Source organism: Bradyrhizobium sp. USDA 4541 (genome assembly GCF_024171085.1).
Lineage (GTDB): Bacteria > Pseudomonadota > Alphaproteobacteria > Rhizobiales > Xanthobacteraceae > Bradyrhizobium > Bradyrhizobium australafricanum.
In genome coordinates this window covers 797,054-822,282 of the sequence record NZ_JALJZF010000001.1, presented here as the reverse complement: position 1 = coordinate 822,282, position 25,229 = coordinate 797,054, and the positions used below count along the sequence as shown (strand labels likewise).

Genomic DNA, 25,229 nt, shown 5'->3' with positions numbered 1-25,229 from the left:
CATCACTGCAGATTTGGTGGCCGCTTGCCACCCGAGATTTGAAATCATCGCCCGCCGTCCCCGGTCCGATCTGTGTCGTCCCATCCAAAGCCAGATCAGCACCTAGCATCCCCTGTTACTTATTGCAAATAATTCGCAATAGCAACTGAGGCGCGCCCAATACCGTTCCGATTTGCACGCCACCGTGACAGTCACGTAACAGCGCGAGGCGGCAGGGCCACATCGGCGGCGATCAGCCGCGTGTCGGTGGCAAACCGGTCGCGACCCGACCGTTCAATCGATGCCGCCATTGTCATCGTCCTATGTGTTGATGAGTGCCGGCTGCGATGCCCTGCCGAGCACGACCCGCGCGCCGGCCCGTTCGATACATCGCGCCAGCGACAGCGCCGTCCGCAGCCCGGCGTTTGAGATTGTGCGTTTCCGGTGGAGCGCGGCCGCGCCGCGCAGGATGGCGCTCGCCAGCCTGAGCAGCACGATCGCGCCCCATCGCCGGCCGCGACTGAGCGCGGTCACGCTCCCACCGTGGCGAGCTGGACGATCCGCAGCAGCACGAGGCCGGCGGCGACGACGAGATAGCCGCGCAGCACGATCATCCAGATCCGGCTCAGCGGGCTGAGCCGCGCCGGCGGCAGCCGGTCGAGCGGCGGCATCCGCCAGCTGTCGCGGTCGACCAGCGAGGGCTTGCGCTTGAAGCGGAAGGACGCATTGCGGCGCGACGACGTCCCGTAGAACTTGACGGCTGCCGTGATCGCGAGCGCAAGCACGCTGCCGCCGACGAGGATGCCGATGATCCACGTCTCGCCGAGATGGGGGAACAGCACCGCGGCGGTCAGGATCACCGACAGCATCACCAGCCCCGCGACCACCGCGCCGGTGAACAGGTTCAGCCTGAGGGAATTGACCCAGGGCCCGAGGATGTGGCGATCGTTGCACAGCAGCAGCAGGAACACGGTCGCGCTCGGCAGCAGCACGCCGGCCAGCGTCTGCACCGCGTTGGTCAGTAGGCCGAGCGGCGTGCCCGGCGTCAGCACCAGCGCCGCCGCGAGCACGATCAGACCGCAATAGACGCTGTAGAAGCCCTTCGCGTCCCACGGCTTGCGGTGCAGCGAGTGCTTGACCGCGAACACGTCGCCGATCGCATAAGCGGTCGCGAGGGAGACTGCCGCAGCACCGATGATGCAGGCATCGAGCAGCGCAAGGGCGAACAGCACCGCCGGCAGCCGGCCGGCATATGTCTCGAGGCCGACCGCGGTCCCCAGCGCGTCCGTGTAATTGCCGAATTCGGGCTTTCCTGCGAACACTGCCGCGCAGAACGAGATCATCGCCACCGCGCCGACCACCACCAGCACGATGCCGATGCATAGATCCATCCGTTCATAGCGGATGAAACGCGGCGTGATCCGCTTGTCGACGATGTAGCTCTGCTGGAAGAACAATTGCCACGGCGCCACCGTGGTACCGACGATGGCGACGATCAGCAGCATCACCTCACTGAGCTTGGCGTCCTGCGGCATCTTCGGCACGAAGAAGTCGGAGGCGATCTGCCCGACCGGCGGATGCACCATCAGGATCACGGGTACCAGCAGCAGGCTGCCTGCGACCAGCGCGATGCCGAAGCGTTCGAAGCGGCGGAAGTCGCCAGTCGAGACCGCCAGCATCACGATAACAGCCGAGGCCAACACGCCCCAGAACTGCGAGACGCCGAGAAAATGAAGTGCAAACGTGATGCCGATGAACTCGGTGACAATGGTCAGCGCGTTCAATACCAGGAGGTCGATGACGCTGAAGGCACCCCAGAACCTGCCGAAGCGCTCGAAAATCAGCCGCGCATGGCCGACCCCGGTGACGGCACCGAGCCGCACCACCATCTCCTGGTTGACGTAGAGCACCGGGATCAGCAGCAGAAGCGTCCACAGCAGCGCGGTGCCGTAATTCTGTCCGGCCTGGGTATAGGTGCCGAACGCGCCGGCGTCGTTGTCGCCGACCATCACGATCAGGCCGGGGCCGACGATCGCCAGCAGCGTCTTCAGCCGGGCCAGCAAGGTCGCGCGCGGCGCGGTGTCGTCGCGCGCGATGCTGCCGAGCGCGCCGTGGATGTCGCCGGCATGCGCGCTGTCGAGAATGGCGGTTTGTGTGGTCTTGCTTTCGGTCATTTCGCGTCTCCTCGCCGCCTTTCGGCACGGCGGGAGGGACGCAGGCGTCGTCAGGCGCGCACGTCTCCGCTGCCGTGAGCAGCGGCATTTCCAGATGTGATGCAGATCGAGAATCCCGTTGCCGCGCCTGAATGCCGCGCAACGGGGCAACTAGGTCCTTCGTCCATGTCGGCCTCCTAAACCAAGACGACTACTTCCGACCGAGCAGCGGGCGCCGCTTCACCTCGCCCCGCGTGCGGGGAGAGGTCGGATCGCATCGTCAGATGCGATCCGGGTGAGGGGGAGCTTCCGCGAACTCAGCTATTACCGTGTGCGCGGAGACGGCCCCTCACCCCCACCCTCTCCCTGCAAGAACGGGGAGAGGGAGCGGCCAGCACTGTCGTTATCAAGCCCGCCCTCACGGTCGGCCTAAGCGCACAGCCGTGGCTTCGCTGCGGCGCGTCGCTGCTGATCGAGATCACCGCCCCTGTCGTCGACGATCCAACGGCATTCCAGGCGGCCGTCGATCAGGACCCAATGACAGGCCGGGGTTGGACGCCGGCGACGATCCGCCAGGCGGCGAAAGCCCGGCAGGTTGTCATTGCAATGAATGACGGCCGGCGGCGGCATGCGCCGCGGCTCGACAACGCGCCGCGGGCTTGCTTGCCGGAATTTTGCGAGCTTTTCGAACATCGCTCACCTCCACTTCCGCTGGTCGCGGCAGGCCGGTGAGGAGCAGTGGTCAGCTTGGGCGCGACCACCCGTCCACGCAGGCGAGATCTGCGCGATCAGTCTTGCTGTGTTGCGGCGTCACCAGTCCCGGCATCGCCGGACTACTGTCGCCTGAGTTGCTACTGCCCATGTGCCTTCTGTGCTGGCTCGTGGATCGACTTGTCTCCGGGGCCAGAACCCCGGGGGCGGAACGAACGTTCCCGCCATCGGGCGCTACGCCCGCGACAATGGCCTGTCAAGTCGATTCGGCTATCCTCCGGGGAGGATCATAGCTATCCTCCCCGGAGGATAGGAGAGCCAGATGTCCGACGACCATCCGCACGCTGCGATCGCCAGGCGCCTGAAGCGCGCCAACGGCCATCTCGACACCATCGTCGAGATGATCGAGCAGGGCCGGCCTTGTGCGCAGATCGCCCAGCAATTGCAGGCGGTGGAGAGCGCGATCGAGAGCGCCAAGAAGGCGCTGATCCACGATCACATCGGTCACAGCCTGGAGGAGACGCTGAAGGCATCGGGGCCGAAAGGGCGAGCCGTGCTGCGCGATTTCAGGCTGGTCGCGAAGTATCTGTGATCGCTGCGTTCAAGAATTGACCCGCCCGGGGGGATCGCCGGACGGGTCGGTTGCGACACGGGGTGGATGAGGACCCGCGCCGAACGCAGGATCCGCAACCTTAGGAATTGCGTCGATCAGTAGGAGCAGCTGCGCACGCGGCCGATGTAATTGCCGTAGGCGTCGAACTGGCGCACCCAGCCGCAGCGCCGATAGCCACCGCCGTAGTAATAGCCGTCGCTGGCCGCGATTGCGCTGCCGACAACGGCGGCGCCGACGAGACCTGCGCCAACGCCCCAGCCCCAGCCATAGGGCTTCGCTTCAGCCTGCGACGTCGTGGACGCGACGGTGCCGGTCACGGCGAGCGCGGTGAGGGCGAGGGCGGCGAACTTGGTCTTGATCGACATGGAATACTCCATCCTGTGTGGGCGGCGCCGGTGTGGTCCGCATGCCCGTTGGACGGAGGCTGTCCGGTTCCGGTTCGAAGATCGGGGCGGAAATATGGTTTCGCGAATTGTTTCGTCGCGCTTGTCAGGACGAAGCAATCGCGGTCATTTGCCGCGAAATACGCCGGGATCGAACCTGTCGACATCGGCGAGCAGCTCGCAGAACGCGCGCGCGCCGTGCTCGATCAGCTTCTCGCCCTTCTCGGCCGAGGCCTTGGTCGCATCGCCGATCGCGCCGCTCGGATTGAGGTCCTGCGCCTGCCAGGCGAACGGCGCCGGCCGCTGCGTCGACAGAAAGCGATGATCCTTCTCGATCCGCACGCTGGCCGGCTTGAAGTCCGCGATCGCGTCCTTGCGCACGGCGTGCGGATATTTCGCCAGCATGATCGAGGTCTCGACCGCGCCGCCATGGATGCCGTGGCGCAGTTCGCCGGCATCGAACAGCCCGTCGGGCGCGCCGAAGCGCGACCAGCTCGTGGTCACCACCAGCATCTGATGGTGCGCGCGCAGATCCTGCGCCACCAGCTGCATCGCGGCGGAATTGCCGCCATGGCTGGTCACGATCACGAGCTTCCTGACGCCTGCGCGCGCCACGCTCTCGCCGAGCGCCATCCAGCTCTTCAGCGCCACGTTGGTCGGCAAGGTCAAGGTACCCGGAAAATCGATGTGCTCGGTTGAGATGCCGACCGGCTGCAACGGCAGGAACGTGGCGGGAGTGGGCGCCGGCAGCAACTCTCGCACCCGCGAAAGATAGGCCTCGCCGATCATGACGTCGGTTCCGAGCGGCAGATGCGGCCCGTGCTGCTCGGTCGCGGCCAGCGGCAGCACCGCAATCCAGCGCGCGGCCGTATCCCTGGCGATATCGGGCCAGTGGATGGCGGTCCAGTCGCGGGGTGGAAGCTGAGAAGTCATCAAGCCGGTCGTTTCAATACAAGCGTTTCACGGGATGGATTTGCAGGCTAGTTTGTTTAACATCATAACGGGTTCGCGTCTCCGGGCGCGGTCCACGTCTTTCCGCCTTCCATCATGGGCCATAATGATCGACGGAGTCCAACCATGATCCCGGCCTTTTTGCTGCGAGCGTTAACCACAAGCCTTCTGACCGCCGCGCTTTGCGTTGCCGCGACGCTTGCCCCGGCGCAGGCGCAGACCTCAGACAATATCTTGGACAAAGTCTCGTTCGGCACCAATTGGGTCGCCGAGGGAGAGCATGGCGGTTTCTTCCAGGCGCTCGCCGACGGCACCTACAAGAAATACGGCCTCGACGTCACCATCGTGCCGGGCGGTCCCAACGAGAACAACCGGATGCTGCTGATCGCGGGCAAGCTCGACTTCTTCATGAGCGCGAACTCGCTGCAGACCTTCGACGCCGTCACCAACAACGTGCCGCTGGTCGCTGTCGCCGCCATGTTCCAGAAGGACCCCCAGGTCTTCCTGACCCATCCCGAGGTCAAGGTCGCAAAGATCGAGGATCTGAAGCCGCTCACGCTTTTGATTTCGAAGGAGGGCATCACCAGCTACTTCCAGTGGCTGAAGTCCGAATACGGTTTCGACGAGAACAAGGTGAAGCCCTACACCTTCAACCCGCAGCCCTTCATCGTGAACAAGCAGACCGCGATGCAGGGCTACGTCACCTCGGAGCCTTTCGCGGTCGAGAAAGCCGCCGGCTTCAAGCCGAACGTGCTGCTGCTCGCCGATTACGGCTTCAACTCCTACTCGACGCTGATCGAGACCCGCCGCGACCTGGTCGACAAGAAGCCTGACCTCGTGCAGCGCTTCGTCGATGCCTCGATCGTCGGCTGGTACCACTACGTCTACGGCGACAACTCGGCCGGCAATGCGATGATCAAGAAGCTCAATCCCGACATGAACGACGAGCTGCTCTCCTATTGCGTCGCCAAGATGCGCGAGCACGGCATCGTCGATTCCGGCGATTCCATCAAGAACGGCATCGGCGCCATGACCGATGAGCGGATGGCGAGCTTCTTCGACAAGATGGTGCGCGCCGGCGTGGTCAAGAGCGCTATCGACTATCGCCAGGGCTACACGCTGCGCTTCGTCAACAAGGCTGTCGGCGCCGAGCTCCGGCCGAAGAACTGACGGGTGCGGACGGGCGATGGCGGAGCCTGCGTTGTCTGGATCTGATGCAGCGTCGGCTGTGCGCCTGCGCGGCGTCAGCAAGACCTATGACAGCGGCGTGAGGGCACTCGGGCCGCTCGACCTCGACGTGAGGCGCGGCGAGTTCGTCTCGCTGCTCGGGCCCTCCGGTTGCGGCAAATCCACCGCGCTGCGGCTGATTGCGGGTCTCGCCACGCCAAGCGCCGGCACGGTCGAGGTCTCGCATCATGGCGCGGAGCAGCGCGGCAGCCACCGCATCGGCTTCGTATTTCAGGAGCCGACCCTGATGCCGTGGGCTACCGTGCGCGACAATGTCCGCCTGCCGCTGAAGCTTGCCCGGCTGCCTGCGACCGACGCCGATGCGCGCATCGATGCGGCGCTGGATCAGGTCGGGCTTGTGGAGTTCGCGACGGCCTATCCGCGCGAATTGTCCGGCGGCATGAAGATGCGGGTGTCGCTGGCGCGCGCGTTGGTCACCGATCCGGATGTCCTCTTGATGGACGAGCCGTTCGCGGCGCTCGACGAGATCACGCGGTTTCGCCTCAACAACGACCTGCTGTCGCTGTGGCGCACCCTGCACAAGACCGTCATCTTCGTGACGCACTCCGTGTTCGAGTCGGTCTATCTTTCCGAGCGCGTGATCGTGATGACCGCGCGCCCGGGCCGGATCGGCGCCGAGTTTCGCATCACCTCGCCGGAACCGCGCGGCGAGGAGTTCCGCACGTCGGCCGAATACGCCGCGTTCTGCCGCGAGGTCTCCAGCGCGTTGGCGCCATCCTATGCAGGGCAGGCGGGCGCATGAAATCTCCGCAAGACCTCGTCCGTTTTCTGCTGCCGCTTGCGGTGTTCGCCGCTGGCCTCCTGCTCTGGGAAGCCATCGTCCGCGGCTATGGCATCCAACCTTACGTGCTGCCGAGCCCGCTGTTGGTGCTGAAGACGCTGGTTGCGGACTGGCCCATCCTGTCGCAATCGCTCGGCGTCACGCTGCTGACCACGCTCGAAGGCTTCGTTGCCGCGGCAGTCGGCGGCATCGTGCTGGCGCTATTGTTCAACCAGTCGAAATGGCTGGAGTATTCGCTGTTTCCCTATGCGGTGGTGCTGCAGGTCACGCCCGTTATCGCGATCGCGCCGCTGCTCCTGATCTATCTGCAGCAGCAGACCGCGGTGATCGTCTGCGCCTGGATCGTGGCGTTCTTTCCGGTGCTGTCGAACACGACGCTCGGCCTCAATTCGGTGGATCGCAACCTCGCCGGATTGTTTCAACTTTATGGCGCTTCACAGCTGCAGACGCTGCTGTTCCTGAAGCTGCCCGCGGCGCTGCCCTATATCCTCGGCGGTCTGCGCATCGCCGGCGGGCTGTCGCTGATCGGCGCCGTGGTCGCGGAGATCGCGGCGGGCAGCGCCGGCGCCGGCTCGGGCCTCGCCTTCCGGATCGCTGAATCAGGCTACCGGCTGAATATTCCCCGCATGTTCGCAGCACTTCTGCTGCTATCGCTGGCCGGGATTGTCATTTATGGGTTGCTGGCGCTAGTTTCGCATTTGTTGTTGCGGCGTTGGCATGAAAGCGCGTTAGGAAAGGACAGTTGATGGCCCCGATTTCTTCCGAAAAGATCGATCTGTTGATCTATGGACCGATCCGGCCAATCCTCGAAAACGGCTTTCCCGATCAATACGTGCTGCACCGCGCGGAGAGCCGCGGCGACCTCGAGCGGCTGACGCCCGATACGATGGCCAAGATCCGCGGCATCGCCGTCACTTATCACACGATGGCGACCGACAAGACCGCGCTGGCGATGTTTCCGAAGCTCGAGATCGTCGGCAGCTTCGGCGTCGGCTACGACCACGTCGATTCCGCCTATGCGCGCGATCACAATATCGTGGTCACCAATACGCCCGACGTGCTGACCGAGGAGGTCGCCGATGTCGCGATGGGCCTGTTGATCGCGACGTTGCGCGAATTCGTCAAGGCCGACCGCTACGTGCGCTCCGGGCTGTGGCAGACCCAGAATTATCCGCTCAGCGTCGGCTCGCTGCGCGACCGCAAGATCGGCATCGTCGGCATGGGCCGGATCGGCCAGGCGATCGGGCGCCGTCTTGAAGCCTCGCGGGTGCCGGTGTCCTATCACTCGCGCAATCCGTCCAAGGACGTCTCCTACAAGCACTATCCCGATCTGATCGAGATGGCGAAGGCGGTCGACACCTTGATCGTCATCGTGCCGGGCGGCGCCTCGACGGCGAAGATGATCAATGCCGACGTCTTGAAGGCGCTCGGTCCCCGCGGCGTGCTGATCAATGTCGCGCGCGGCTCGGTGGTTGACGAGCCGGCGCTGGTCGCGGCGCTGAAGTCCGGCACCATCCTGGCCGCCGGTCTCGACGTGTTCGCGGCCGAACCGAACGTGCCCGACGAATTGAAGGCGATGCAGAACGTCGTGCTGCTGCCGCATATCGGCTCGGCCTCGGTGGTGACGCGCAACGCGATGGACCAGCTCGTGGTCGACAATATCAAGAACTGGTTCGCCGGCAAGCCGCCGCTGACGCCGGTTGCCGAAACGCCGGTCAAGGATCGCTGATGTCGTTGTCCCGCTTCAACGCCGTGCTGTGTCTGCTGCTGGCCGCTTGCGGTCCGGCAGCGGCGCAGGACGTCACGACGTTGAAGAAGGACATGATCGGGCAGTGGGAGCTCGCCACCACCGAGCGCAGCAAGACCTGCGTCGTGACGCTGAAGGGCGATACGGCGCCGCAAGGCTTCAAGCTCGAGCTCGAGCCCGCCTGCGCCGCCGCGCTGCCCTTCACCAAGGACATCACCGGCTGGAGCATCAAGGGCCTCGGCGACATCGTGCGGCTGCACAATGCCGCCGGCGAGACCGTGATCGATTTCACCGAGGTCGAAACCGGCATCTTCGAAGGGATGCGCACCAACGAGGGCGTCTACATCCTGCAAAACCTTGCCGCGGCGCGCTCGCTCGCCAAATCGATGGACCAGATGATCGGCGACTGGTCGATGGTGCGCGGCAACGGCCAGGCGATCTGCACGCTGGTGCTGACCAACACCGACGCCGGCAACGACAATTTCCAGGTGTTCCTGAAAGGCAAATGCGATCCCGCGGTTGCGGCCTTCAACCCGACCATGTGGCGGCTCGATCACGGCCAGATGATCCTGATGTCGGCCAAAGGCGAGACCTGGCAGTTCGAGGCCGACGACAACGCCCAGTGGCGCCGTGTCCCGGACAGCGCCGATCCGCTGATCATGCTGCGGGAGCAGTAGGTCGGGGCTGGCTTCATAGCCCGCATGAGCGCAAGCGATATGCGGGATTTCGCCGGTGCATTCCCCGGGTATCGCTTCGCTCACCCGGCTACGGGATTGCCACAAGCTCCGTGTCGTCCGCGCCTAGTGCGCAATTGCGCACGGGAGCAGGGACCCATAGCCACGATGCCGGTTGGTTTTGCGCGGCTGTGGCCATGGCTCGCTTCAGCAACTCAACCCAGTGGTTATGGGACCCTGCTTTCGCAGGGACGACAAGGATTTGCTTCTGCCCGAAAAAAATTCCCTTTCCCATGTCGATTCACCCCCTCCCGGATCGTCGTTCCCCATAGCGAGCCGGTCTTGCGGCGATCATCGCCGCGTCTCGCCCAACAGGAGTTTTCCGATGCGCTTCATGTATATCGTCACCTCCGCGCAGCCCCCGGGCCCGCCGACGCCCGCTCTGATGGAGGCGATGGGCAGGCTTGCCGAGCGGGAAATCAAGGCGGGCCGCATGATCGACACCGGCGGGCTGTTGCCGGTAGCGATGGGCGCCCAGGTCCGCATCACCGACGGCAAGCTCAACGTCGTCGACGGGCCCTTCGTCGAGACCAAGGAGATGATCGGCGGCTACGCGATCTTCGAGCTCCGCAACAAGGAAGAGGCGGTCGCCGCCGCCGTCGAGTTCATGCAGCTGCACAAGGAGCATATGCCGGGCTGGGAGGGAACCTGTGAGGTTCGCCCCTTCGCCACCCCGGGCGCCGACGGTGGCTGTCAGGTCGATGTGTCCGCCTGCGCCTGATGCGCCGCGCGAACAGGGCGTTCGCAAGCGAAGTGGACGCCGGTTCGCGTGAAGAAAACGCGTCAAGCCGAGAATCCAGGTCGGCGGCGATGACGGCCGCCGACATCCAGGCCACGATCCTTGCGGTGTGGCGCATCGAGCAGCCGCGGCTGATCACCAGCCTGTCGCGGATGCTGCGCGACGTGCCGCTCGCCGAGGACCTGACCCAGGAAGCGCTGGTCGCCGCGCTCGAGCATTGGCCGGCCGATGGCGTGCCGGAAAAGCCCGGTGCCTGGCTGATGGCGACGGCCAAACGCCGCGCGCTCGACCATCTGCGCCGCAATCGCATGCTGGCCGAGAAGCACGGCGTGATCGCGCACGACCTGGCGCGGGAGCAGGAGACCATGCCCGACTTCGATGCCGCGCTCGACGACGATATCGGTGACGAATTGCTGCGGCTGATCTTCACCGCCTGCCATCCGCGCCTGTCGCGGGAGGCGCGCGCCGCGCTGGCGCTTCGGATGATCTGCGGCCTCACCACCGAGGAGATCGCGCGCGCTTTCCTGCAGGCGGAGGCGACCATCGCCCAGCGCATCGTGCGCGCCAAGCGCACGTTGTCGGAGTCAGGCCTTGCCTACGAGACGCCGCGTGGCGAGGAGCTGTCCGAGCGGCTCGCCTCCGTGCTCGAGGTCGTCTACCTCATCTTCAACGAGGGCTATACCGCGGCAAGCGGCGACGAATGGCTGCGGCCGCAGCTCTGCAACGAGGCGCTGCGCATGGGCCGCGTGCTGACCTCGATCGCACCATCGGAGCCGGAGGCGCACGGCCTGCTGGCGCTGATGGAGTTCAACGCCTCGCGGATGGCGGCGCGCACCGATGCGTCCGGTGAGCCGATCCTGCTGATGGACCAGAACCGTGCGCGGTGGGATCGCCTGCAGATCCGCCGCGGGCAGCTCGCGCTGGCGCGTGCCCGCGAGCTCGGCGGCGCCGGCGGCTTCTATGTGCTGCAGGCCGCGATCGCCGCCTGCCACGCCGAAGCCGGAACACCGGACGCGACCGACTGGCGCCGCATCGCCGCGCTGTACGGCGATCTCGCCGCGCTCTTGGATTCACCCGTGATCGAGCTCAACCGCGCAGTTGCGATCGGCATGGCCGAGGGGCCGCTTGCCGCGCTCGCGATCGTCGACGGCCTCACCGATGAGCCGGCGCTGAAATCCTATCATCTGCTGCCGAGCGTGCGCGGCGATCTGCTGAATAAGCTGAGCCGTTTCGCGGAGGCGCATGCCGCGTTCGAGGCCGCCGCCGCATTAGCCGGCAATTCGCGCGAGCGCGAGTTCCTCAAGCGGCGCGCCGCAATCGCTGCGCGTGCCGCGCAGGATCATGGCTGCCGCTGACGGCTCCGCGATTCCGGCGGAGCGAAACCATGTAGCCCGCATGAGCGAAGCGACATGCGGGTCTTTGCCACGAGCGACCCCGGGTGTCGCTTCGCTCACCCGGGCTTCACAAGGTTGCTGCGGGTCGTCGTGTCCGCGATTTCGACTCAAACCTGCGGCATGCTCGGACGAAATTCTCTCGGACCGGGAACTGCCACCATGACGAAGCCATCCGTGCTGGCGATCGGCCTCGACCCTACCTTCGTCGATCTGTCCGTCATGCCGCAGTTCACGCCCGAACTGGTACGCAGCTATCTCGACGCGCAGATCGAGGGCCTGCGGACGCTCGGCTACGACGTCGAGAGCTGCCTGATCGACCTCGGCGATACGGCGGAAGCCGTGACGGCGGCGGCCCTCGACGCGCGCCGCTACGACTGCGTCGTGATCGGTGCCGGGCTGCGCGAGCCGCCGGAGCGGCTCTTGCTGTTCGAGACGATCCTCAATCTGGTGCACCGGCTCGCCCCCGATGCCGCCATCTGCTTCAACACCAGGCCGGCCGACACCGCCGCTGCCGTGCAACGCTGGGTCAGGCCTTAGGACGCCAGATGAGCGTCGCCTTGCGCCGGCGAATCGGGCTCGGCGCGCTGCCCGCCGCCCAAGGCGGACACTCGGGCCGGCCCGATGCCGGCATTGGCCGGAGGCTCGCCGCGAAGGCCCGGCGGTTGTTGCCGGCGGCAACCTATGACACCATCCAGAGTCCGATTTGCTTTAGACTTTGGAAGCCTATGCCGCGCCGCAAATTTGCCTGGGAAAAGCTGACGGACGAGCAGTTGCTCGCGCAACCGCTCAATCGTCTGAGGGTTGCCGTCGAGGGCACCTGGCTCGCCGATTGTGTGAATACGCTCTATGAGGAGCTCGAGGAGCGCTGCATCCGGTTGCGGCCGCACACATGGATCTCGAGCGAATGGTTCAGCCCGGCAGATGTGCCCGGCATCGCGATCCCGTTCTACCTCGCCCATCCCCGCCTGATGAAGCTCGAGAAGAAGATGATGCTCGACGTCGAGGGCGCCTCGTGGTCCGAGTGCATGGCCATTCTCCGCCACGAGGCGGGGCACGCCGTGCAGCACGGCTACCAGCTGCAGCGCCGCCGGCGCTGGCAGCAGCTGTTCGGCCCGTCGTCGCAGCACTATCCGCGCTACTACCGGCCCAATCCGGCCAGCCGCAATTATGTCCAGCATCTTCGGCTCTGGTACGCGCAGAGTCATCCGGATGAGGACTTCGCCGAGACCTTCGCGGTGTGGCTGCGGCCGCGCTCGAACTGGCGGACGCGCTATGCCGGCTGGCCCGCGCTGAAGAAGCTCGAATATGTCGACGAGCTGATGGGCGAGATCGCCGGCAAGCGGCCGCTGCTCCCGACGCGCGAGCGGGTCGATCCGCTGCATACGCTCAAGCAAACGCTCGCCGAGCACTACAGGAAGAAGCAGGCATTCTACGCCTTCACGCCGCCGAAGACCTACGACCGCGATCTCTCCAAGCTGTTCTCCGCCGATCCGCGGCATTATCGGCGTCCGCCGGCCGCGGCCTTCATCAGGCGGCACCGCGCCCAGATCAGGCAGCTGGTGGCGCGGTGGACCGGCGAGAACCAGTTGACGCTCGATGCCGTGCTCGATGATATGATCTCGCGCTGCCGCGAGCTCAATCTGCGTGCCGTCGGCCCCGAGCAGAAGCTCGTGACAAACTTCACCATTCTGCTGACCGCCAAGACCATGCACGCGCTGTTCGGCCCGTCGCGCCGGAAATGGATCGCGCTATGAAACAGCTTCGCATTCTGGTGCTGATGCACCCGGATTGTGTGCCGCCCGACTCCAGCGATGGATACAGCGCGCGGGAGATCAACGAGTGGAAGACGGAATACGACGTCGTCAGCACCCTGCGCGCGGCCGGCCATGAGGTACGTCCGCTCGGCGTGCAGGAGGAAATCAAGCCGGTGCGCGACGAGATCGAGGGCTTCAAGCCGCACGTCGTGTTCACGCTGCTGGAGGAGTTTCACTACGACGTCGTGTACGACCAGCACATCGCGAGCTATCTCGAGCTGATGAAGATCGCCTATACCGGGTGCAACCCGCGCGGCCTGATCCTGGCGCGCGGCAAGGATCTGTCCAAGACGCTGGTGCACCATCGCCGGATCCCGGTGCCGGCCTTCGCCGTGTTTCCGATGCGCCGCAAGGTCAAGCGGCCGCCGCGTCTCGAGCTGCCGCTGATCGTCAAGAGCCTGAGCAGCGATGGATCGCTCGGCATCTCGCAGGCGTCGATCGTCGATACCGACGAGAAGCTCGCCGAGCGCGTCGCCTTCATCCATGAGCGGATCGGAACGGCCGCGATCGCCGAGCAGTTCATCGAGGGACGCGAGCTCTATGTCGGCGTGCTCGGCAACAACCGGCTGCGGGTGCTGCCGGTGTGGGAACTGAAATTCGGCAGCATGGGCGGCCCTGCTGCGCGCCAGATCGCCACCGAAAAGGTCAAGCACGATACCAGCTATCAGGAGCGCGTCGGGATTGTCGACGGCCCGGCCGAGGATCTCACGCCGGAACTATCCGCCCATATCCAACGGCTGGCGAAGCGCATCTACCGGACGCTGGGGCTCGATGGCTATGCGCGCATCGACTTCCGCCTGTCCACCAATGGCGTTCCGTATTTCATCGAAGCCAATCCCAACCCCGAAATCGCCAAGAGCCAGGAGTTCGCGACGGCCGCCGGGCATGACGGGCTGGACTATCCGGATCTCCTGCAGCGCATCGTGACGCTCGGAATAAGCCGCGCCAAGGCCGGCGCGTCGCTGGGCTGACTCGAGGCCGCTAGATCATGATGCGTTTCCACAGAATCGCATCATGATCTCATCTCCTTGTTTGAGCATGATCTTTTCGGAAAACCGGTTTCCACTTTTCCGGATCATGCTCTAAAGGCTGCGCTGCATCGGATGGCGTCGCGCATCCTTGGGAATGAACATCGCAAACGTTTCCCTAACGCGCGCGGCCGGCGTCACGGTGCCGGCGGTCGCGAAAACAGGGGCTGCCGTCGGATGAAAAGCGTCCGGTTCCGGCCAGCGCCGTGCAAGGATTCCGTTTACCGAAACCGGCATGGCGAGCCCATCGCTGCGGCAGCTGTCGTAGACGTACAAACCGGCAAGAAAAATCGATACGACAACAAGGATCGTCCTGAAAATCGGCATTGTGCTTGCGCCTTCTTGATTGAGGCGAACAATGCCCGGTGACGGTGAACCGCGCGTTTAGGGCCGAGGCCGATCGGCCGATACGGTTCCCAACTCATGAACAGAAGCTTGCGTAAACGGCCCGCTTACCAATGCCTTCAAGGTTGCGGCAACCAGCTTTCCTCACCGGCGGGAAAGAAGTCTCTGGCATTGAAAGACCAACAACAAGACTGAGGAGGCACCATGTTCGTCGCCATTCGAGTCATGATCCTGATCGCCAGTGCATACGCCGGCTCGGCCGTTGCAGAGATGCAGTTTGCGCCGCTGCCGAGCCTTGCGGCGTCGTCCGCGCCGTAGCGCCGGCAAGCGAGGCGGCGCACCTTACGCCGGACTGGGCGCCACCTCGCCGACCCCGATCGCGCGGGCCGCGTTTTCCGTCATCCTCGTCGCCGTCAGGCGCAGGAAATACAGCGACAGTCCCGGGTTGCGCTCGCACAGCTTCCTCAGTGCGCTGTCGCTGATCCAGAGCAGATCTACATCGGTCGCGGCTTGAGCGGTTTGCGTGCGGCGGCGCTCGAGCGAAAACAGCCCGATCTCGCCGAACAGTTCACCCGCCGATACCCCGCGATCGATCTCGGGAAACCTGACCTCGCCGGACACGACCATGTACAGCAGGTCGGCGTCGTCGCCCTTCCGGAAGATCGTTTCTCCCGCCTTGAGATGCTTCGGCTGCATGAACGGCTGCAGCCAGTTCGGAGAAAGGTCCGTCGCTGCAGCACGCTTCGCTTTCCGAAGCAGCCGAACCATCTGGAACAGCAACACCACGTTCAGGGGCAGCAGAATGATATGCAGGATGAGCACCGGGTAGATCCGGTCGCCCAATCCATAGCTGATGAATGCCAGATTGCTGAATATCGCGACAGCGCGCAGGCTCAACATCGTACTCATGCAGAACGTCAGCAACACAAGCGCCGACGCCAGATAACCCAAACCATCGATCAACGTCATGACAACGCCCACTGGGAAATGAAAATTGCAAGCAAACCGATCTGAAAACGACCGGCAACATACACCAGTGCGCTCAGTTTCCTGAACGGAAATATCGCCGGCCCACGCTTGCGGCGGTGCACGCGTCGTGACGCGGCCTCAGCTCGACGAACGCGCGCGCGAGGCGACGTGAATGGCGCGGGTCTTGCCGGATTTCGTTTTGGCGGCGACGACGGTCGGGCGCGCCTTGCCGAGCCGGGCCGCGCCCGGCGAGCTCTTTCTGAGCAGCAGCGCGAGCCGCTTGCGCGCGCGGCCGGCGACCGACCTTGCCGCCTCTCGCGCGGCCTCGGCCTTGCGGATGATCGTCGTCACCGCGGACGCCGGCGACGCCGCGACGAAGGCGACATCCTTCGCCTTCGAGAGGCCGCCTATGCCTTCGCACGGCGCTTCGCCCGGCAAGTCGATGCGGATGGCGAGCGTGTCGGCACGCTCGATCCAGTCCTCCGCCTTGGTGCCGGTGATGATCCGGACATAGTCGCGGGTCTCGCGCGGCAGCTCGCTTTGCCGGGCGAGCCATTTCTGGACGCGGCCGCTGCCGGCATTGTAGGCGGCCGCCGCCAGGCCGAGATTGCCGAAATCGTCGCGCAGCTTGCGCAGCAGTCTTGCGGATGCCGGCAAGGCCTGCAGCGGATCGAAGGGATCGTCGAGCCCGACTTCGGCCGCCGTCTCCGGCATGAACTGCGCAACGCCCTGCGCACCGGCATGGCTGATTTCGTTCGAGCGAAAGCGGCTCTCCTGCCAGATCAGCCGCGCAAAGAACGCAACGGGGATTTCGCTCGCCTGCGCCGCGTCCTTCAGGCTGTGGCAGAATTTGTCGATCGCGGACAGCTGCGGCTCGGCCGCGGCATCGCTCGGCTGCGCCGCAGGCGCGGGCGTCTTGTCCGCGTCCGTCGCAGCGGGCGCCTCGCTGGCATCAGCGCTTTCGGTAAAGCGCGCGGCAAACGGAACGGCGCCGGATGTCGCGTCGCGCGAGAATGTCGGGGCTTGGGTTGAGGCGTTGATCGAGCCGGGCGAACGATCGAAATCGAGCATCAAGACAAGAAACGCGGCAAGCGCCGCGATGACAAATCGCATTTGCTTCCAGAGACCTGAATTGTGATGTGAGTTGCGCGCAAATGCACTTCGGATCACGACTTTTTAGCGGGTCGATTGCGGCGAAGCCGCGAAATCAGCTGTTCCGCCGTGGAACTTCGCCGCTGTTCGCATTGGAACTTCGACGCTTTCCGTAGCTTTACGGAAGATGATCGCGTTGGGAATGTTCCGACCGTTTTCCGTTGCACGTTTTGCGATTGCACTTTTGCTTGTGTCGGCCGCGCCGGCGGTGGCCGCGGGTCTTGATGCGGCCGCGATCAACGACGTGGCGGCGCCGCCGGCAAAATTGCCGGACCGTGGTCAGCTCAACGCTTTCGTTGCCAAGCTCGAGATCCTGCTCGACCGCGCGCATTTTTCTCCCGGCGAGATCGACGGCAAGCTGGGCGACAACGCGCAGAAGGCGCTCCGGGCGTTTGCCGACGCGAATGGATTGTCCTTCGACAAGGCGGTGACGCCGGAGCTCTGGAGCGGGCTCACAACCGCCAGCGAGGGGCCTGCGATCGTCAGCTACACGATCGTCGACGCCGACGTGAAGGGGCCGTTCGCGAAGAGGATTCCCGCGAGGATGGAGAGCATGAAGAGCCTGCCGGCGCTGGGCTATACCAGTCCGCGCGAAGCGCTCGCCGAAAAGTTCCACATGAGCGAGGCACTGCTTCAGGCGCTCAATCCGGGACAGAAGTTCGACAAGGCCGGCGAGACCATTGCGGTTGCCAACGTCGTCGACGCCGGAAAACCGCCGCAGGTCGCGCGCGTCGAGGTCGACAAGACGCGGCAGGCGCTCAGCACGTTCGATGCAGCAGGTAAGCTGCTCGGCTTCTATCCTGCGACCGTCGGCAGCGCGGAGAAGCCGACGCCGAGCGGAACGCTCAAGGTGACGGCGATCAACAAGAACCCGACCTATCGCTACAATCCGAAATACGCGTTCAAGGGCGTCAGGTCGAAGACGCCGTTCACGATCAGGCCCGGTCCGAACAACCCGGTCGGTGTGGTCTGGATCAACCTCTCGGGCGAAGGCTATGGCATTCACGGCACGCCCGATCCCGGCAAGGTCTCCAAGGCGGAGTCTCACGGCTGCGTCCGGCTCACCAACTGGGACGCGCAGCGCGTCGCGGCCGGTGTCGCGAAGGGCACGCCGGTTGCGTTCATCGATAGCGCGACAAGCTCAGCAACGGCGACGCGCTGACCTTGACGCAACATCGTTCACAGATCAGCAACCGACAGAAATGTTGGCGCGCTCGGGAGATGATGCGCAGCCGGCGAGCGAAGCGGCTCCGCTTTCCAAGCCTAGCGCAGGATTCGCTGGTATGCCAATGTCGCGTCGTGCCAAACCCGCAGGAGGTCAGCATGCGAACGATCATAACGAACATAGTGGGAGCACTCTGCGCCATCGCGATGGTCGCGAGCGCCCACGCAGCGGTCAAGGAAGAGCCGGTCACCTATACCGACGGCGAGACCACGATGAAGGGCTTCGTCGTCTATGACGACGCGACCCAGGCCAAGCGGCCCGGCATCGTCATGGTGCACGAATGGTGGGGCATCACCCCGCATATCCATAACGAGGCGCGGAAGTTCGCGGAGCAGGGCTACGTGGCCTTCATCGCGGATATGTACGGCGACGCCAAGACTGCCGACAACCCGAAGGATGCCGGCGCGCTCTCGGGCTCGGTGATGAAGAACCCGAAGGTGATGGAGCAGCGCTTCAATGCCGCGCGCGAGCAACTCGCCAAGCAGGCCTCGGTCAATCCGCAGCGGATCGGCGCCGTCGGTTACTGCTTCGGCGGCGCGGTGGTGCTGAACATGGCGCGCACTGGCGCCGATCTTGCCGCCGTCGCGGGCTTCCACGCCTCGCTCGGTCTCAATACCCCCGCACCGGCGCCGGGCACCGTCAAGGCGAAAATCCTGATCCTGAACGGCGCGGACGACCCGTTCGTGAAGCGCGAGCAGTATGATGCGCTGAAGAAGGATTTCGACGCCGCGAAGGCCGATTACCGCATCGTCGAGTATCCCGGCGCGGTTCACGCGTTCACCAACCCCGAAGCCACCGAGCTCGGCAAGAAGTTCAATTTGCCGCTCAGATACGACGCCAAGGCCGATCAGGAATCCAAGGCCGAAGCCGCAAAGCTGTTTGCCGCCAACCTCAAGAAATAAGCAAAAGGGCCACCTAAACGGTGGCCCTTTTCTTTGGCTGGTTCGGCCGCGGAAGTGGCAGGGCCGCGGCCTCGCTGGCGCGGCTGCGCCTTGAAGCCATGCGGAAGACGCAGCCGGGCGCGCGGATGCTGGCCGTCTCGCACGGTTGCCACGGGGCGCTCCCCGGCCGATGATGCGCAAAACGGATCAGAACAATCGAGAGGGAGCGAATGCGCGGGCGTCGTGTGCTGATGGAATCGTTCGTGTCGCACGGCGTGCGTCATATCTTCGGCAATCCTGGCACGACCGAAACGCCACTGCTTGACAGCCTGCCGGCATTTCCGCAACTCGAATACATCATGGCGCTGCATGAAGGTGTCGCGGTCAGCGCCGCCAGCTTCTACGCGCAGGCGTCGGGGCGTGTCACGGTCGCGAACCTGCACGTCGCTCCCGGCCTCGGCAACGGCATCGGCTCGCTGTACGGCGCGCTGAAGGCGGGTTCGCCCGTGGTCGTGACGGCCGGCCAGCAGGATACGCGAATGCGGCTGAAGAATCCGCTGCTCGGCCATGACCTCGTCGCGATGGCGGCGCCGGTGACCAAGTGGAGCGTGCAGATCGAGCGCGCCGACGAGATCGCGCCGATCATGCGCCGCGCGTTCAAGGTGGCGACCGATGCGCCGCAGGGGCCGGTGTTCGTGTCGCTGCCGATCGACGTCATGGAACAGGAGACCGCGGTCGATGCTCTGGCGCCGGACAATTTGTGGCGCTCGACGCGCCCCGATCCGGCCGGCATCGAAGCGCTTGTCGCGCTGCTTCTGAAGTCGAAAAAGCCGGCCATCATCGCTGGCGACGACGTGGCACGATCGGGCGGCGAGCAGGCGTTGGTGGCGCTCACGGAAGCGATCGGCGCCACCGTGTGGTTCGAGGGGCTCCGCCATCACGCGCCGTTCCCGACCAGCCATCCGAGCTATCGTCAGTCGCTTCCGGGCGACGCAAGGCAGGTGCGCAAGGCGCTCGGTGACGTCGATCTCGTGCTGCTGATCGGCGGCCCGTTCTTTGAGGACATCTGGTTTGCGCCTAGTGGCCACATCCCTGACGGCGCGTCCGTGCTGCAGATCGAAGCCTCGGCCGAGCGCCTCGCGCTCAACAACCGGCTCGATGCCGGCATCGTCGGCGACATCGCCGTCAGCGTCGGTGTCTTGTCGGAAGCGGTGCGTGCAAAGGCGGGCGAGGACTTCAGGCAGGCCGCGCAGAACCGCAATGCCGCGCTGGCCGAATTGCAGGCGAAGGAGAAGGAGGCCTATCGCGCACGCGTCGAGAAAAGCCGGGACCGCCAGCCGACCGCGATGCCGCGTGTCACCGCGGAGCTTCGTCGCGGCCTGCCCGATGATGTCGTCATCGTCGATGAAAGCATCACCGCGAGCCTCGATCTCGCGCGCGCCTTCGACTATCGCGGCTTCGGCGATTATTTCGGCGGCCGTGGCGGCGGCATCGGCCAGGGCCTCGCCGGCGCGATCGGCGTCAAGGTCGCGATGCCGGATCGTCCGGTGGTCGCGATCTCCGGCGACGGCTCGGCGATGTACGCGATCCAGGCGCTGTGGACCGCCGCGCACCACAAGCTTGCGATCGTGTTCGTGGTGCTGGCCAACCGCGAGTACCGCATCCTCAAGCACAATGTGGACGTCTGGCGGCAGAATTTCGAAGCCGACACCCAGCATCCCTATCAGAACATGGATATCACCGGCCCCGCGCTCGACTTCGTGCATCTCGCGGCCGGCATGGGCGTCGAGGCGGTCAGGGTCGAGAAGGCCGACGACATTGCCGGTGCAGTCGCAAAGGCTGTCGCGGCGCAGCGGCCGTACCTCGTCGAGATCGCAATCGAAGGCAAGCGCTAGAGCATGATCCGGAAAAGTGCGAAGCGGTTTTCCGGCAAGATCATGCTCAAACAGGGAGCAAAGAGCGCGATGACGATTCGATTCGATCGCGTCGCGCTTTAGAGGAGTTTCTCATGGCAGGCATTCTGGACGGCAAGGCTGCATTGGTGACGGGCGGCGGCTCCGGCATCGGCCGGGCGACGGCGATCGCGATGGCGCGTGAAGGCGCGCGCGTGGCGGTGTCGGACCTCTCGAAGGACGGCATTGAGGAGACGGTCGCGCTGATCAATGCCGCCGGCGGCCAGTCGATCGCGATCCAGGGCGACGTCACCGACGAGGCCGAGGTCGCGAACATGGTGGCCCGCACGGTTTCGGCGTTCGGGCGCATCGATTGTGCGTTCAACAATGCCGGCGTTGCCGGGCGCTCCGTCGGCCCGCCCGGCCAGCGCATTCATGAACTCACGCAAGCCTCGGTGGCCAAGATGTTTTCGGTGAACCTGATGGGCGTGTTCCTGTGCCTGAAATACGAGGTCGCGCAAATGCTGAAGCAAGGCGGCGGCGGCGCCATCGTCAACACGGCCTCGATCGCAGGCCTGGTCGGTCTCGCCACGTCGGGCCACTATGTCGCGACCAAGCACGGTGTCGTCGGGCTGACCAAGTCCGCCGCGATCGAATATGCCCAGGACGGCATTCGCGTGAATTGCGTCAATCCCGGATACATCAAGACGCCGATGACAAAGGAGACGATGGATGAACGCTACGACGAGATCATCGCCAAGGTGCCGGTCCGTCGCCTGGGCGTGCCCGAGGAAATCGCCGAAGCCGTGGTCTGGATGTGCTCGGACAAGGCGTCGTTCATGACCGGCGCATCGCACGTGGTCGACGGCGGCTACAGCGCCGCCTGATCTTCCGAAGGGCCTTTGTTTACGTTGGTGGCCCGGTTGTACAAGCATTCGATCATCGCGGCATGATGGCGGCGTTGATCTTCGTGGCCTCGGTGCTCTTGCTGCGAGTGATGCATCTCGGGCAATATGGCGCTTGGCAACGAAGAGCTTCGAGATTTGGTGTTCAAACTCAATCGCATTGTCGGTTTCATCATTCTAGCAGCGCTCGTCTACGGCGTGCTCCAGGCTTGCGGGTTACTTCCTGAGGGGGCACCTCGGCTGTTTCCTCAACGCAGCGGCTCGCCCGCGGCTTAAGATTGATGCTCCACATCCGAACGTCCGCTGCTGGACCCATAGCGGGTATCGTTTGACGCCGGTTTTGGTCGCCTACTTCGGCAAACGGAACCGAAGCCGGTCCAGCCTGTTTGGTACGATTAGCCAAGGGAGGTCGGAATGAGGATCATTCTGATGACGACGATTGGCTGGGCGTTGTCGTGTGGATTCGCGCTAGCCCAGGCCGATCCCAACAAGGACGTGAACACGGCAACCGGGCGCTCGGCACCGGAAGAAAAAGGTCAATTGCAGCCACAAGGTTGGACCGGGCCACTTGAAACAAAATCAGGTGGTGCGCCGCCGGAAAGCCCGCAAGGTCAAAGCCCGCCGGGAATGCAGGGAGCGCCGGACGGATCGACAAAAACCGTGGTTGAACCGCGGAAGTAGGTCCCACGTCTTGTCTGTGAAAGGCCAGCTTCCCTTAGGGTGAACCGGCCCTCGAGCTCGCCCTTTGCAGCAAACGGACATCGCGGCAGCGCGGAATGACGTCAAAGCTTGATCCAAGCGGACCCTGGCTGGCTTGCGCCAACCAGCCGTGCGTATCGATGGGTTGATCCGCTTCCGGCACTAACGTAGTCGTTCGCGATGAGCGAACGCACGGCCGGCGCCAAGGCCGCAGCCCTTCCGGATACGAAAGCCATCCTGCTCGGGGTTGCCTGCGGCCTCGGTGCGGCGCTGTGCTGGGCGCTCGGCTTCGTGGCGACCCGACACGGCCTCAAGGTCGGTTTCACACCCGTCGACCTGCTGATGCATCGCTTCCTGTGGTCGGGCATCGTCTTCCTGCCGCTCGTTGTGCGCGCCGGCCTCCGCGATCTCTGCGGCATCGGCTGGGGCCGCGGCATGGCGCTGATGCTGCTTGGCGGGCCGGTGATGTCGCTGATCAGCTATGCCGGCTTCATGTTCGTGCCGCTGGGGCATGGCAGCGTGATCCAGCCGTCCTGCGCGACGCTGGGTGGATTGTTTCTCGCGGTCGTTTTGCTGAAGGAATCGGTCTCGCTCTCGCGGGCGGCCGGCGCTGTCGTCATCGTCGTCGGCCTTGCCGTGATCGGCAGCGAGTCGATCGGCCATATGGGGCCGAGCGCCGTGATCGGCGATTTGATCTTCGTTGCGACCGGCTTGATGTTCGCGGGCTTCGCCACGCTGGTGCGCTATTGGCGTGTCTCGGCATTCTCCGTGGCCAGCGTCATCAGCGTGCTGTCGCTCTCGCTGTTTCCACTCTATGCCGCCTCGGGTGGGCTCGCTCGCGATGCGGCCATCGGCCTGCATGAAAACACGCTGCAGGCCATCGCCCAGGGCATCCTGGCCGGGCCCGCGGCGATGTATCTGTTCGCGGTGTCGATCCAGCGCCTCGGCGTTGCCCGCGCAGCCGTATTTCCTGCGACCGTGCCGGTGCTGACTCTGCTGTTGGGATGGCTCCTGATCGGCGAGCCACCAACCACGCTGCAGGCGGCCGGATTGGCCGCCGTGTTGGCCGGATTCTATCTCGCGCAGCGGCAGCGCTAGACGGCTTGCCCGTCCTGATTGGCGCGCGGTCGCGGCGGCGATTGACAAGCAAGCGAGGGATCGCGGATGGTGCGGCTCTCCGCCGTGTCGCAATGAGACGCCGATGCAAGTTCAACGTTTGGCGCTGCCGATGCTTGCAGGGCTCGTGCTTGCAGCTTCGGCTTTGTCGGGCGCAGCCCGGGCGCAAGGCGCCGCCGAGCCGATGCCGCAGACCTCGCAGTGGCAGACCTGGCAGGGCAGACCTCGACGCCGGAAGAGCAGGGGATGGATTCCGCTGCGCTGGCGCGGCTCGTCAATTTTGGCGCGGACCACAGTCTCGATAGCCTTCTGATCGCGCGGCACGGCCGGATCGTGCTCGACGCCTATTATGCGCCCTACACGCCGGAGATCCCGCATCTGTTCAATTCCGTCACCAAGGCGGTGACCGGCACGCTGGTCGCGATGCTGCTCAGGGATGGCGTGCTCGACAGCCTCGACCATCGCATGGTGGATTTCTTCGGCGATCGCAGCATCGCCAATCTCGACGACCGCAAGCGGGCGATCACGGTCCAGACCATGCTGGACATGACCTCGGGAATGGCCTGGACCGAAGGCGTTGAGGGTGGCCGACCGGACTCGCTGATCGAGTGGGGGCGCAGCCCTGATGCGATCCAGTTCATCCTCGACCGCCCGATGGCGAAGGCGCCGGGCGAGGCGTTTGATTATAACACCGGCAATGCGCAGCTGTTGGCTGCGATCATCAACAAGCTCACCGGCATGAGCGCGCGGGACTACGCGGTGACCAAACTGTTTCGCCCGCTCGGGATAGCCGCGCCGTACTGGCACAGCATCGGTCCCGGACTGACGCAGGGCGGCGGCGGGCTTCAGCTCGCGCCGCGCGACGCGGCCAGGATCGGTCTGCTCTATCTGCATGACGGTGAATGGGACGGGCAGCGCTTGCTGCCGACCGGCTGGGTCGACCGCATCAGGCATGCGACGACGGAGATGCACGCCTCGTTCGACTCATCGTTGCGCTACGCCAATTTCTTCTGGGTCATGCCGCAGCGGCAGGTTGTCATGGCGGTCGGCGACCGCTGCCAGCTCCTCATGCTGTTTCCCGCGCTCGACATCGTCACCGTCGTGACCGCGCGCGACTATTGCTCGTTCGGCAGAATGGCCGACGAGATTTCGGGCGCGGTCAAATCCGACACGGCGCTGCCGGTGAACTCCGTCGGCGGCAATCAGCTCGCGGGCGCGTTGCGCGATATCGCAACCGAGAAGCTGTCGACGGTTGGTGCCGTGCCCGAGACGGCCGCCGCCATCTCCGGCAAGACCTGGCGCTTCCCGGCCAATGGCTTCAATTTGCGGGCACTGACGCTGCATCTGACGGATCGGCCCGCGCACTACGAACTCGAAACGGCGACGCCGGATTCGGCGAGGCCGGTGACGACACTGGCGGGACCGATCGGGCTCGACGGTGCCTACCGTCTCGGTCAACCGACGGCGCTCGGCGTGATGGCGCTGAAAGGGACGTGGCAGGACAACCAGACATTCGCGATCGATCTGCGTCTGGTCGGCGGCGATACCGACCGCCGATGGCTGCTGTCGTTCGATGGCGGCAAGGCCCGGCTCAGCGGCAAGGATCGCTTCGGCCGTGACGTTAAGGCCGACGCTGAAGCGCCGGGCTCGCAATAGCTCGAGCGCGGGCCGCGTCCCTGTCCATTTCGGGCACGTGAAGCTCGGCTTCCTTCGCGTCGTCCCGGCGAAGGCCGGGACCCATAAGCCGCTGCAGACGTTGTAGCTGGGACT

26 protein-coding genes are annotated in these 25,229 nt (G+C 64.8%); 18 read left to right on the top strand and 8 right to left on the bottom strand.

Going from position 1 to position 25,229, the window contains the following annotated elements:
- Positions 1 to 300: 300 nt before the first annotated feature.
- The 3 genes from J2R80_RS03965 to J2R80_RS03955 form a co-directional block, all read right to left on the bottom strand.
- Positions 301 to 513 (bottom strand): hypothetical protein, encoded by a 213-nt coding sequence (locus tag J2R80_RS03965; RefSeq protein ID WP_057020122.1) that lies wholly within the window; start codon positions 511 to 513, stop codon positions 301 to 303.
- Positions 510 to 2,153, bottom strand: coding sequence for an NRAMP family divalent metal transporter (locus tag J2R80_RS03960; protein WP_253638008.1), 1,644 nt, complete (start codon positions 2,151 to 2,153; stop codon positions 510 to 512). Before J2R80_RS03960 ends, J2R80_RS03965 begins: the two co-directional genes overlap by 4 nt.
- A 408-nt stretch (positions 2,154 to 2,561) precedes the next feature.
- On the bottom strand, positions 2,562 to 2,825 hold the full coding sequence (locus tag J2R80_RS03955) for a hypothetical protein (RefSeq protein WP_253638007.1): 264 nt from the start codon (positions 2,823 to 2,825) through the stop codon (positions 2,562 to 2,564).
- Positions 2,826 to 3,165: 340 nt separating this feature from the next.
- On the opposite strand from J2R80_RS03955, the gene J2R80_RS03950 reads away from it, so the two are divergent.
- Positions 3,166 to 3,435 carry a metal-sensing transcriptional repressor gene (locus J2R80_RS03950; RefSeq protein ID WP_016840607.1) on the top strand — a complete coding sequence of 90 codons (270 nt, stop codon included), beginning with the start codon at positions 3,166 to 3,168 and terminating at the stop codon, positions 3,433 to 3,435.
- 116 nt (positions 3,436 to 3,551) lie between these two features.
- Here the strand turns inward: J2R80_RS03950 and J2R80_RS03945 are convergent, their stop codons facing one another.
- Positions 3,552 to 3,821: a hypothetical protein gene (locus J2R80_RS03945; protein ID WP_253638006.1), complete on the bottom strand. Its 270-nt coding sequence runs from the start codon at positions 3,819 to 3,821 to the stop codon at positions 3,552 to 3,554.
- Between the two features lie 144 nt (positions 3,822 to 3,965).
- Positions 3,966 to 4,772 carry a creatininase family protein gene (locus J2R80_RS03940; RefSeq protein WP_253625159.1) on the bottom strand — a complete coding sequence of 269 codons (807 nt, stop codon included), beginning with the start codon at positions 4,770 to 4,772 and terminating at the stop codon, positions 3,966 to 3,968.
- A gap of 144 nt (positions 4,773 to 4,916) precedes the next feature.
- On the opposite strand from J2R80_RS03940, the gene J2R80_RS03935 reads away from it, so the two are divergent.
- The 10 genes from J2R80_RS03935 to J2R80_RS03890 all read left to right on the top strand — a co-directional run bounded on the left by J2R80_RS03935 (position 4,917) and on the right by J2R80_RS03890 (position 14,218).
- Positions 4,917 to 5,960, top strand: coding sequence for an ABC transporter substrate-binding protein (locus J2R80_RS03935; RefSeq protein ID WP_253638005.1), 1,044 nt, complete (start codon positions 4,917 to 4,919; stop codon positions 5,958 to 5,960).
- A 16-nt stretch (positions 5,961 to 5,976) separates the two neighbouring features.
- Positions 5,977 to 6,780 carry an ABC transporter ATP-binding protein gene (locus J2R80_RS03930; RefSeq protein WP_253638004.1) on the top strand — a complete coding sequence of 268 codons (804 nt, stop codon included), beginning with the start codon at positions 5,977 to 5,979 and terminating at the stop codon, positions 6,778 to 6,780.
- Complete coding sequence (locus J2R80_RS03925) at positions 6,777 to 7,565, top strand: ABC transporter permease (protein WP_076832691.1); 789 nt, start codon at positions 6,777 to 6,779, stop codon at positions 7,563 to 7,565. Before J2R80_RS03930 ends, J2R80_RS03925 begins: the two co-directional genes overlap by 4 nt.
- Positions 7,565 to 8,548: a 2-hydroxyacid dehydrogenase gene (locus tag J2R80_RS03920; RefSeq protein WP_253638003.1), complete on the top strand. Its 984-nt coding sequence runs from the start codon at positions 7,565 to 7,567 to the stop codon at positions 8,546 to 8,548. Before J2R80_RS03925 ends, J2R80_RS03920 begins: the two co-directional genes overlap by 1 nt.
- Positions 8,548 to 9,243, top strand: coding sequence for an AprI/Inh family metalloprotease inhibitor (locus J2R80_RS03915; RefSeq protein ID WP_253638002.1), 696 nt, complete (start codon positions 8,548 to 8,550; stop codon positions 9,241 to 9,243). The genes J2R80_RS03920 and J2R80_RS03915 overlap by 1 nt, the downstream gene beginning before the upstream one ends.
- 382 nt (positions 9,244 to 9,625) lie before the next feature.
- Positions 9,626 to 10,021, top strand: coding sequence for a YciI family protein (locus J2R80_RS03910; protein WP_057020112.1), 396 nt, complete (start codon positions 9,626 to 9,628; stop codon positions 10,019 to 10,021).
- An 89-nt stretch (positions 10,022 to 10,110) separates the two neighbouring features.
- Positions 10,111 to 11,394: an RNA polymerase sigma factor gene (locus tag J2R80_RS03905; protein ID WP_057020111.1), complete on the top strand. Its 1,284-nt coding sequence runs from the start codon at positions 10,111 to 10,113 to the stop codon at positions 11,392 to 11,394.
- 198 nt (positions 11,395 to 11,592) lie between these two features.
- Positions 11,593 to 11,970 carry a hypothetical protein gene (locus J2R80_RS03900; RefSeq protein ID WP_253638001.1) on the top strand — a complete coding sequence of 126 codons (378 nt, stop codon included), beginning with the start codon at positions 11,593 to 11,595 and terminating at the stop codon, positions 11,968 to 11,970.
- An 8-nt stretch (positions 11,971 to 11,978) separates the two neighbouring features.
- The gene (locus J2R80_RS03895) at positions 11,979 to 13,187 is read left to right on the top strand and encodes a putative zinc-binding metallopeptidase (protein WP_253638000.1); all 1,209 of its coding nucleotides are present in this window, start codon (positions 11,979 to 11,981) and stop codon (positions 13,185 to 13,187) included.
- A complete protein-coding gene (locus J2R80_RS03890) occupies positions 13,184 to 14,218 on the top strand; it encodes an ATP-grasp domain-containing protein (protein ID WP_050382451.1) in 1,035 nt (344 codons plus the stop codon). The genes J2R80_RS03895 and J2R80_RS03890 overlap by 4 nt, the downstream gene beginning before the upstream one ends.
- 111 nt (positions 14,219 to 14,329) lie before the next feature.
- On the opposite strand, the gene J2R80_RS03885 is transcribed toward J2R80_RS03890, so the two are convergent.
- From J2R80_RS03885 to J2R80_RS03875, 3 genes are all read right to left on the bottom strand, one after another.
- Positions 14,330 to 14,602 (bottom strand): hypothetical protein, encoded by a 273-nt coding sequence (locus tag J2R80_RS03885; protein ID WP_253637999.1) that lies wholly within the window; start codon positions 14,600 to 14,602, stop codon positions 14,330 to 14,332.
- A gap of 360 nt (positions 14,603 to 14,962) precedes the next feature.
- Complete coding sequence (locus tag J2R80_RS03880; protein WP_076832668.1) at positions 14,963 to 15,589, bottom strand: Crp/Fnr family transcriptional regulator; 627 nt, start codon at positions 15,587 to 15,589, stop codon at positions 14,963 to 14,965.
- Between the two features lie 138 nt (positions 15,590 to 15,727).
- Positions 15,728 to 16,702 carry a lytic transglycosylase domain-containing protein gene (locus J2R80_RS03875; RefSeq protein ID WP_253637998.1) on the bottom strand — a complete coding sequence of 325 codons (975 nt, stop codon included), beginning with the start codon at positions 16,700 to 16,702 and terminating at the stop codon, positions 15,728 to 15,730.
- 223 nt (positions 16,703 to 16,925) lie between these two features.
- On the opposite strand from J2R80_RS03875, the gene J2R80_RS03870 reads away from it, so the two are divergent.
- The 7 genes from J2R80_RS03870 to J2R80_RS03840 all read left to right on the top strand — a co-directional run bounded on the left by J2R80_RS03870 (position 16,926) and on the right by J2R80_RS03840 (position 25,115).
- Positions 16,926 to 17,903 (top strand): L,D-transpeptidase family protein, encoded by a 978-nt coding sequence (locus tag J2R80_RS03870; RefSeq protein WP_253637997.1) that lies wholly within the window; start codon positions 16,926 to 16,928, stop codon positions 17,901 to 17,903.
- Positions 17,904 to 18,064: 161 nt separating this feature from the next.
- Entirely contained in the window at positions 18,065 to 18,868 is an 804-nt protein-coding gene (locus tag J2R80_RS03865) for a dienelactone hydrolase family protein (protein ID WP_225163114.1), read from the top strand.
- 209 nt (positions 18,869 to 19,077) lie between these two features.
- Positions 19,078 to 20,742 (top strand): thiamine pyrophosphate-binding protein, encoded by a 1,665-nt coding sequence (locus J2R80_RS03860; RefSeq protein ID WP_253637996.1) that lies wholly within the window; start codon positions 19,078 to 19,080, stop codon positions 20,740 to 20,742.
- Positions 20,743 to 20,855: 113 nt separating this feature from the next.
- Positions 20,856 to 21,626: an SDR family NAD(P)-dependent oxidoreductase gene (locus tag J2R80_RS03855; RefSeq protein WP_168858220.1), complete on the top strand. Its 771-nt coding sequence runs from the start codon at positions 20,856 to 20,858 to the stop codon at positions 21,624 to 21,626.
- Positions 21,627 to 22,058: 432 nt separating this feature from the next.
- Positions 22,059 to 22,325: a hypothetical protein gene (locus tag J2R80_RS03850; RefSeq protein ID WP_141340539.1), complete on the top strand. Its 267-nt coding sequence runs from the start codon at positions 22,059 to 22,061 to the stop codon at positions 22,323 to 22,325.
- A 198-nt stretch (positions 22,326 to 22,523) separates the two neighbouring features.
- Positions 22,524 to 23,441, top strand: coding sequence for a DMT family transporter (locus tag J2R80_RS03845; RefSeq protein ID WP_253637995.1), 918 nt, complete (start codon positions 22,524 to 22,526; stop codon positions 23,439 to 23,441).
- Between the two features lie 219 nt (positions 23,442 to 23,660).
- Positions 23,661 to 25,115 carry a serine hydrolase gene (locus J2R80_RS03840; RefSeq protein ID WP_253637994.1) on the top strand — a complete coding sequence of 485 codons (1,455 nt, stop codon included), beginning with the start codon at positions 23,661 to 23,663 and terminating at the stop codon, positions 25,113 to 25,115.
- The last annotated feature ends 114 nt before the right edge of the window (positions 25,116 to 25,229 follow it).

What these genes read in the sequence shown, in the direction of transcription:
- J2R80_RS03960 (WP_253638008.1), bottom strand. Translation starts at nt 2,153, where the DNA reads ATGACCGAAAGCAAGACCACACAAACCGCCATTCTCGACAGCGCGCAT.
- J2R80_RS03955 (WP_253638007.1), bottom strand. Translation starts at nt 2,825, where the DNA reads ATGTTCGAAAAGCTCGCAAAATTCCGGCAAGCAAGCCCGCGGCGCGTT.
- J2R80_RS03950 (WP_016840607.1), top strand. Translation starts at nt 3,166, where the DNA reads ATGTCCGACGACCATCCGCACGCTGCGATCGCCAGGCGCCTGAAGCGC.
- J2R80_RS03945 (WP_253638006.1), bottom strand. Translation starts at nt 3,821, where the DNA reads ATGTCGATCAAGACCAAGTTCGCCGCCCTCGCCCTCACCGCGCTCGCC.
- J2R80_RS03940 (WP_253625159.1), bottom strand. Translation starts at nt 4,772, where the DNA reads ATGACTTCTCAGCTTCCACCCCGCGACTGGACCGCCATCCACTGGCCC.
- J2R80_RS03935 (WP_253638005.1), top strand. Translation starts at nt 4,917, where the DNA reads ATGATCCCGGCCTTTTTGCTGCGAGCGTTAACCACAAGCCTTCTGACC.
- J2R80_RS03930 (WP_253638004.1), top strand. Translation starts at nt 5,977, where the DNA reads ATGGCGGAGCCTGCGTTGTCTGGATCTGATGCAGCGTCGGCTGTGCGC.
- J2R80_RS03925 (WP_076832691.1), top strand. Translation starts at nt 6,777, where the DNA reads ATGAAATCTCCGCAAGACCTCGTCCGTTTTCTGCTGCCGCTTGCGGTG.
- J2R80_RS03920 (WP_253638003.1), top strand. Translation starts at nt 7,565, where the DNA reads ATGGCCCCGATTTCTTCCGAAAAGATCGATCTGTTGATCTATGGACCG.
- J2R80_RS03915 (WP_253638002.1), top strand. Translation starts at nt 8,548, where the DNA reads ATGTCGTTGTCCCGCTTCAACGCCGTGCTGTGTCTGCTGCTGGCCGCT.
- J2R80_RS03910 (WP_057020112.1), top strand. Translation starts at nt 9,626, where the DNA reads ATGCGCTTCATGTATATCGTCACCTCCGCGCAGCCCCCGGGCCCGCCG.
- J2R80_RS03905 (WP_057020111.1), top strand. Translation starts at nt 10,111, where the DNA reads ATGACGGCCGCCGACATCCAGGCCACGATCCTTGCGGTGTGGCGCATC.
- J2R80_RS03900 (WP_253638001.1), top strand. Translation starts at nt 11,593, where the DNA reads ATGACGAAGCCATCCGTGCTGGCGATCGGCCTCGACCCTACCTTCGTC.
- J2R80_RS03895 (WP_253638000.1), top strand. Translation starts at nt 11,979, where the DNA reads ATGAGCGTCGCCTTGCGCCGGCGAATCGGGCTCGGCGCGCTGCCCGCC.
- J2R80_RS03890 (WP_050382451.1), top strand. Translation starts at nt 13,184, where the DNA reads ATGAAACAGCTTCGCATTCTGGTGCTGATGCACCCGGATTGTGTGCCG.
- J2R80_RS03885 (WP_253637999.1), bottom strand. Translation starts at nt 14,602, where the DNA reads ATGCCGATTTTCAGGACGATCCTTGTTGTCGTATCGATTTTTCTTGCC.
- J2R80_RS03880 (WP_076832668.1), bottom strand. Translation starts at nt 15,589, where the DNA reads ATGACGTTGATCGATGGTTTGGGTTATCTGGCGTCGGCGCTTGTGTTG.
- J2R80_RS03875 (WP_253637998.1), bottom strand. Translation starts at nt 16,702, where the DNA reads ATGCGATTTGTCATCGCGGCGCTTGCCGCGTTTCTTGTCTTGATGCTC.
- J2R80_RS03865 (WP_225163114.1), top strand. Translation starts at nt 18,065, where the DNA reads ATGCGAACGATCATAACGAACATAGTGGGAGCACTCTGCGCCATCGCG.
- J2R80_RS03860 (WP_253637996.1), top strand. Translation starts at nt 19,078, where the DNA reads ATGCGCGGGCGTCGTGTGCTGATGGAATCGTTCGTGTCGCACGGCGTG.
- J2R80_RS03855 (WP_168858220.1), top strand. Translation starts at nt 20,856, where the DNA reads ATGGCAGGCATTCTGGACGGCAAGGCTGCATTGGTGACGGGCGGCGGC.
- J2R80_RS03850 (WP_141340539.1), top strand. Translation starts at nt 22,059, where the DNA reads ATGAGGATCATTCTGATGACGACGATTGGCTGGGCGTTGTCGTGTGGA.
- J2R80_RS03845 (WP_253637995.1), top strand. Translation starts at nt 22,524, where the DNA reads ATGAGCGAACGCACGGCCGGCGCCAAGGCCGCAGCCCTTCCGGATACG.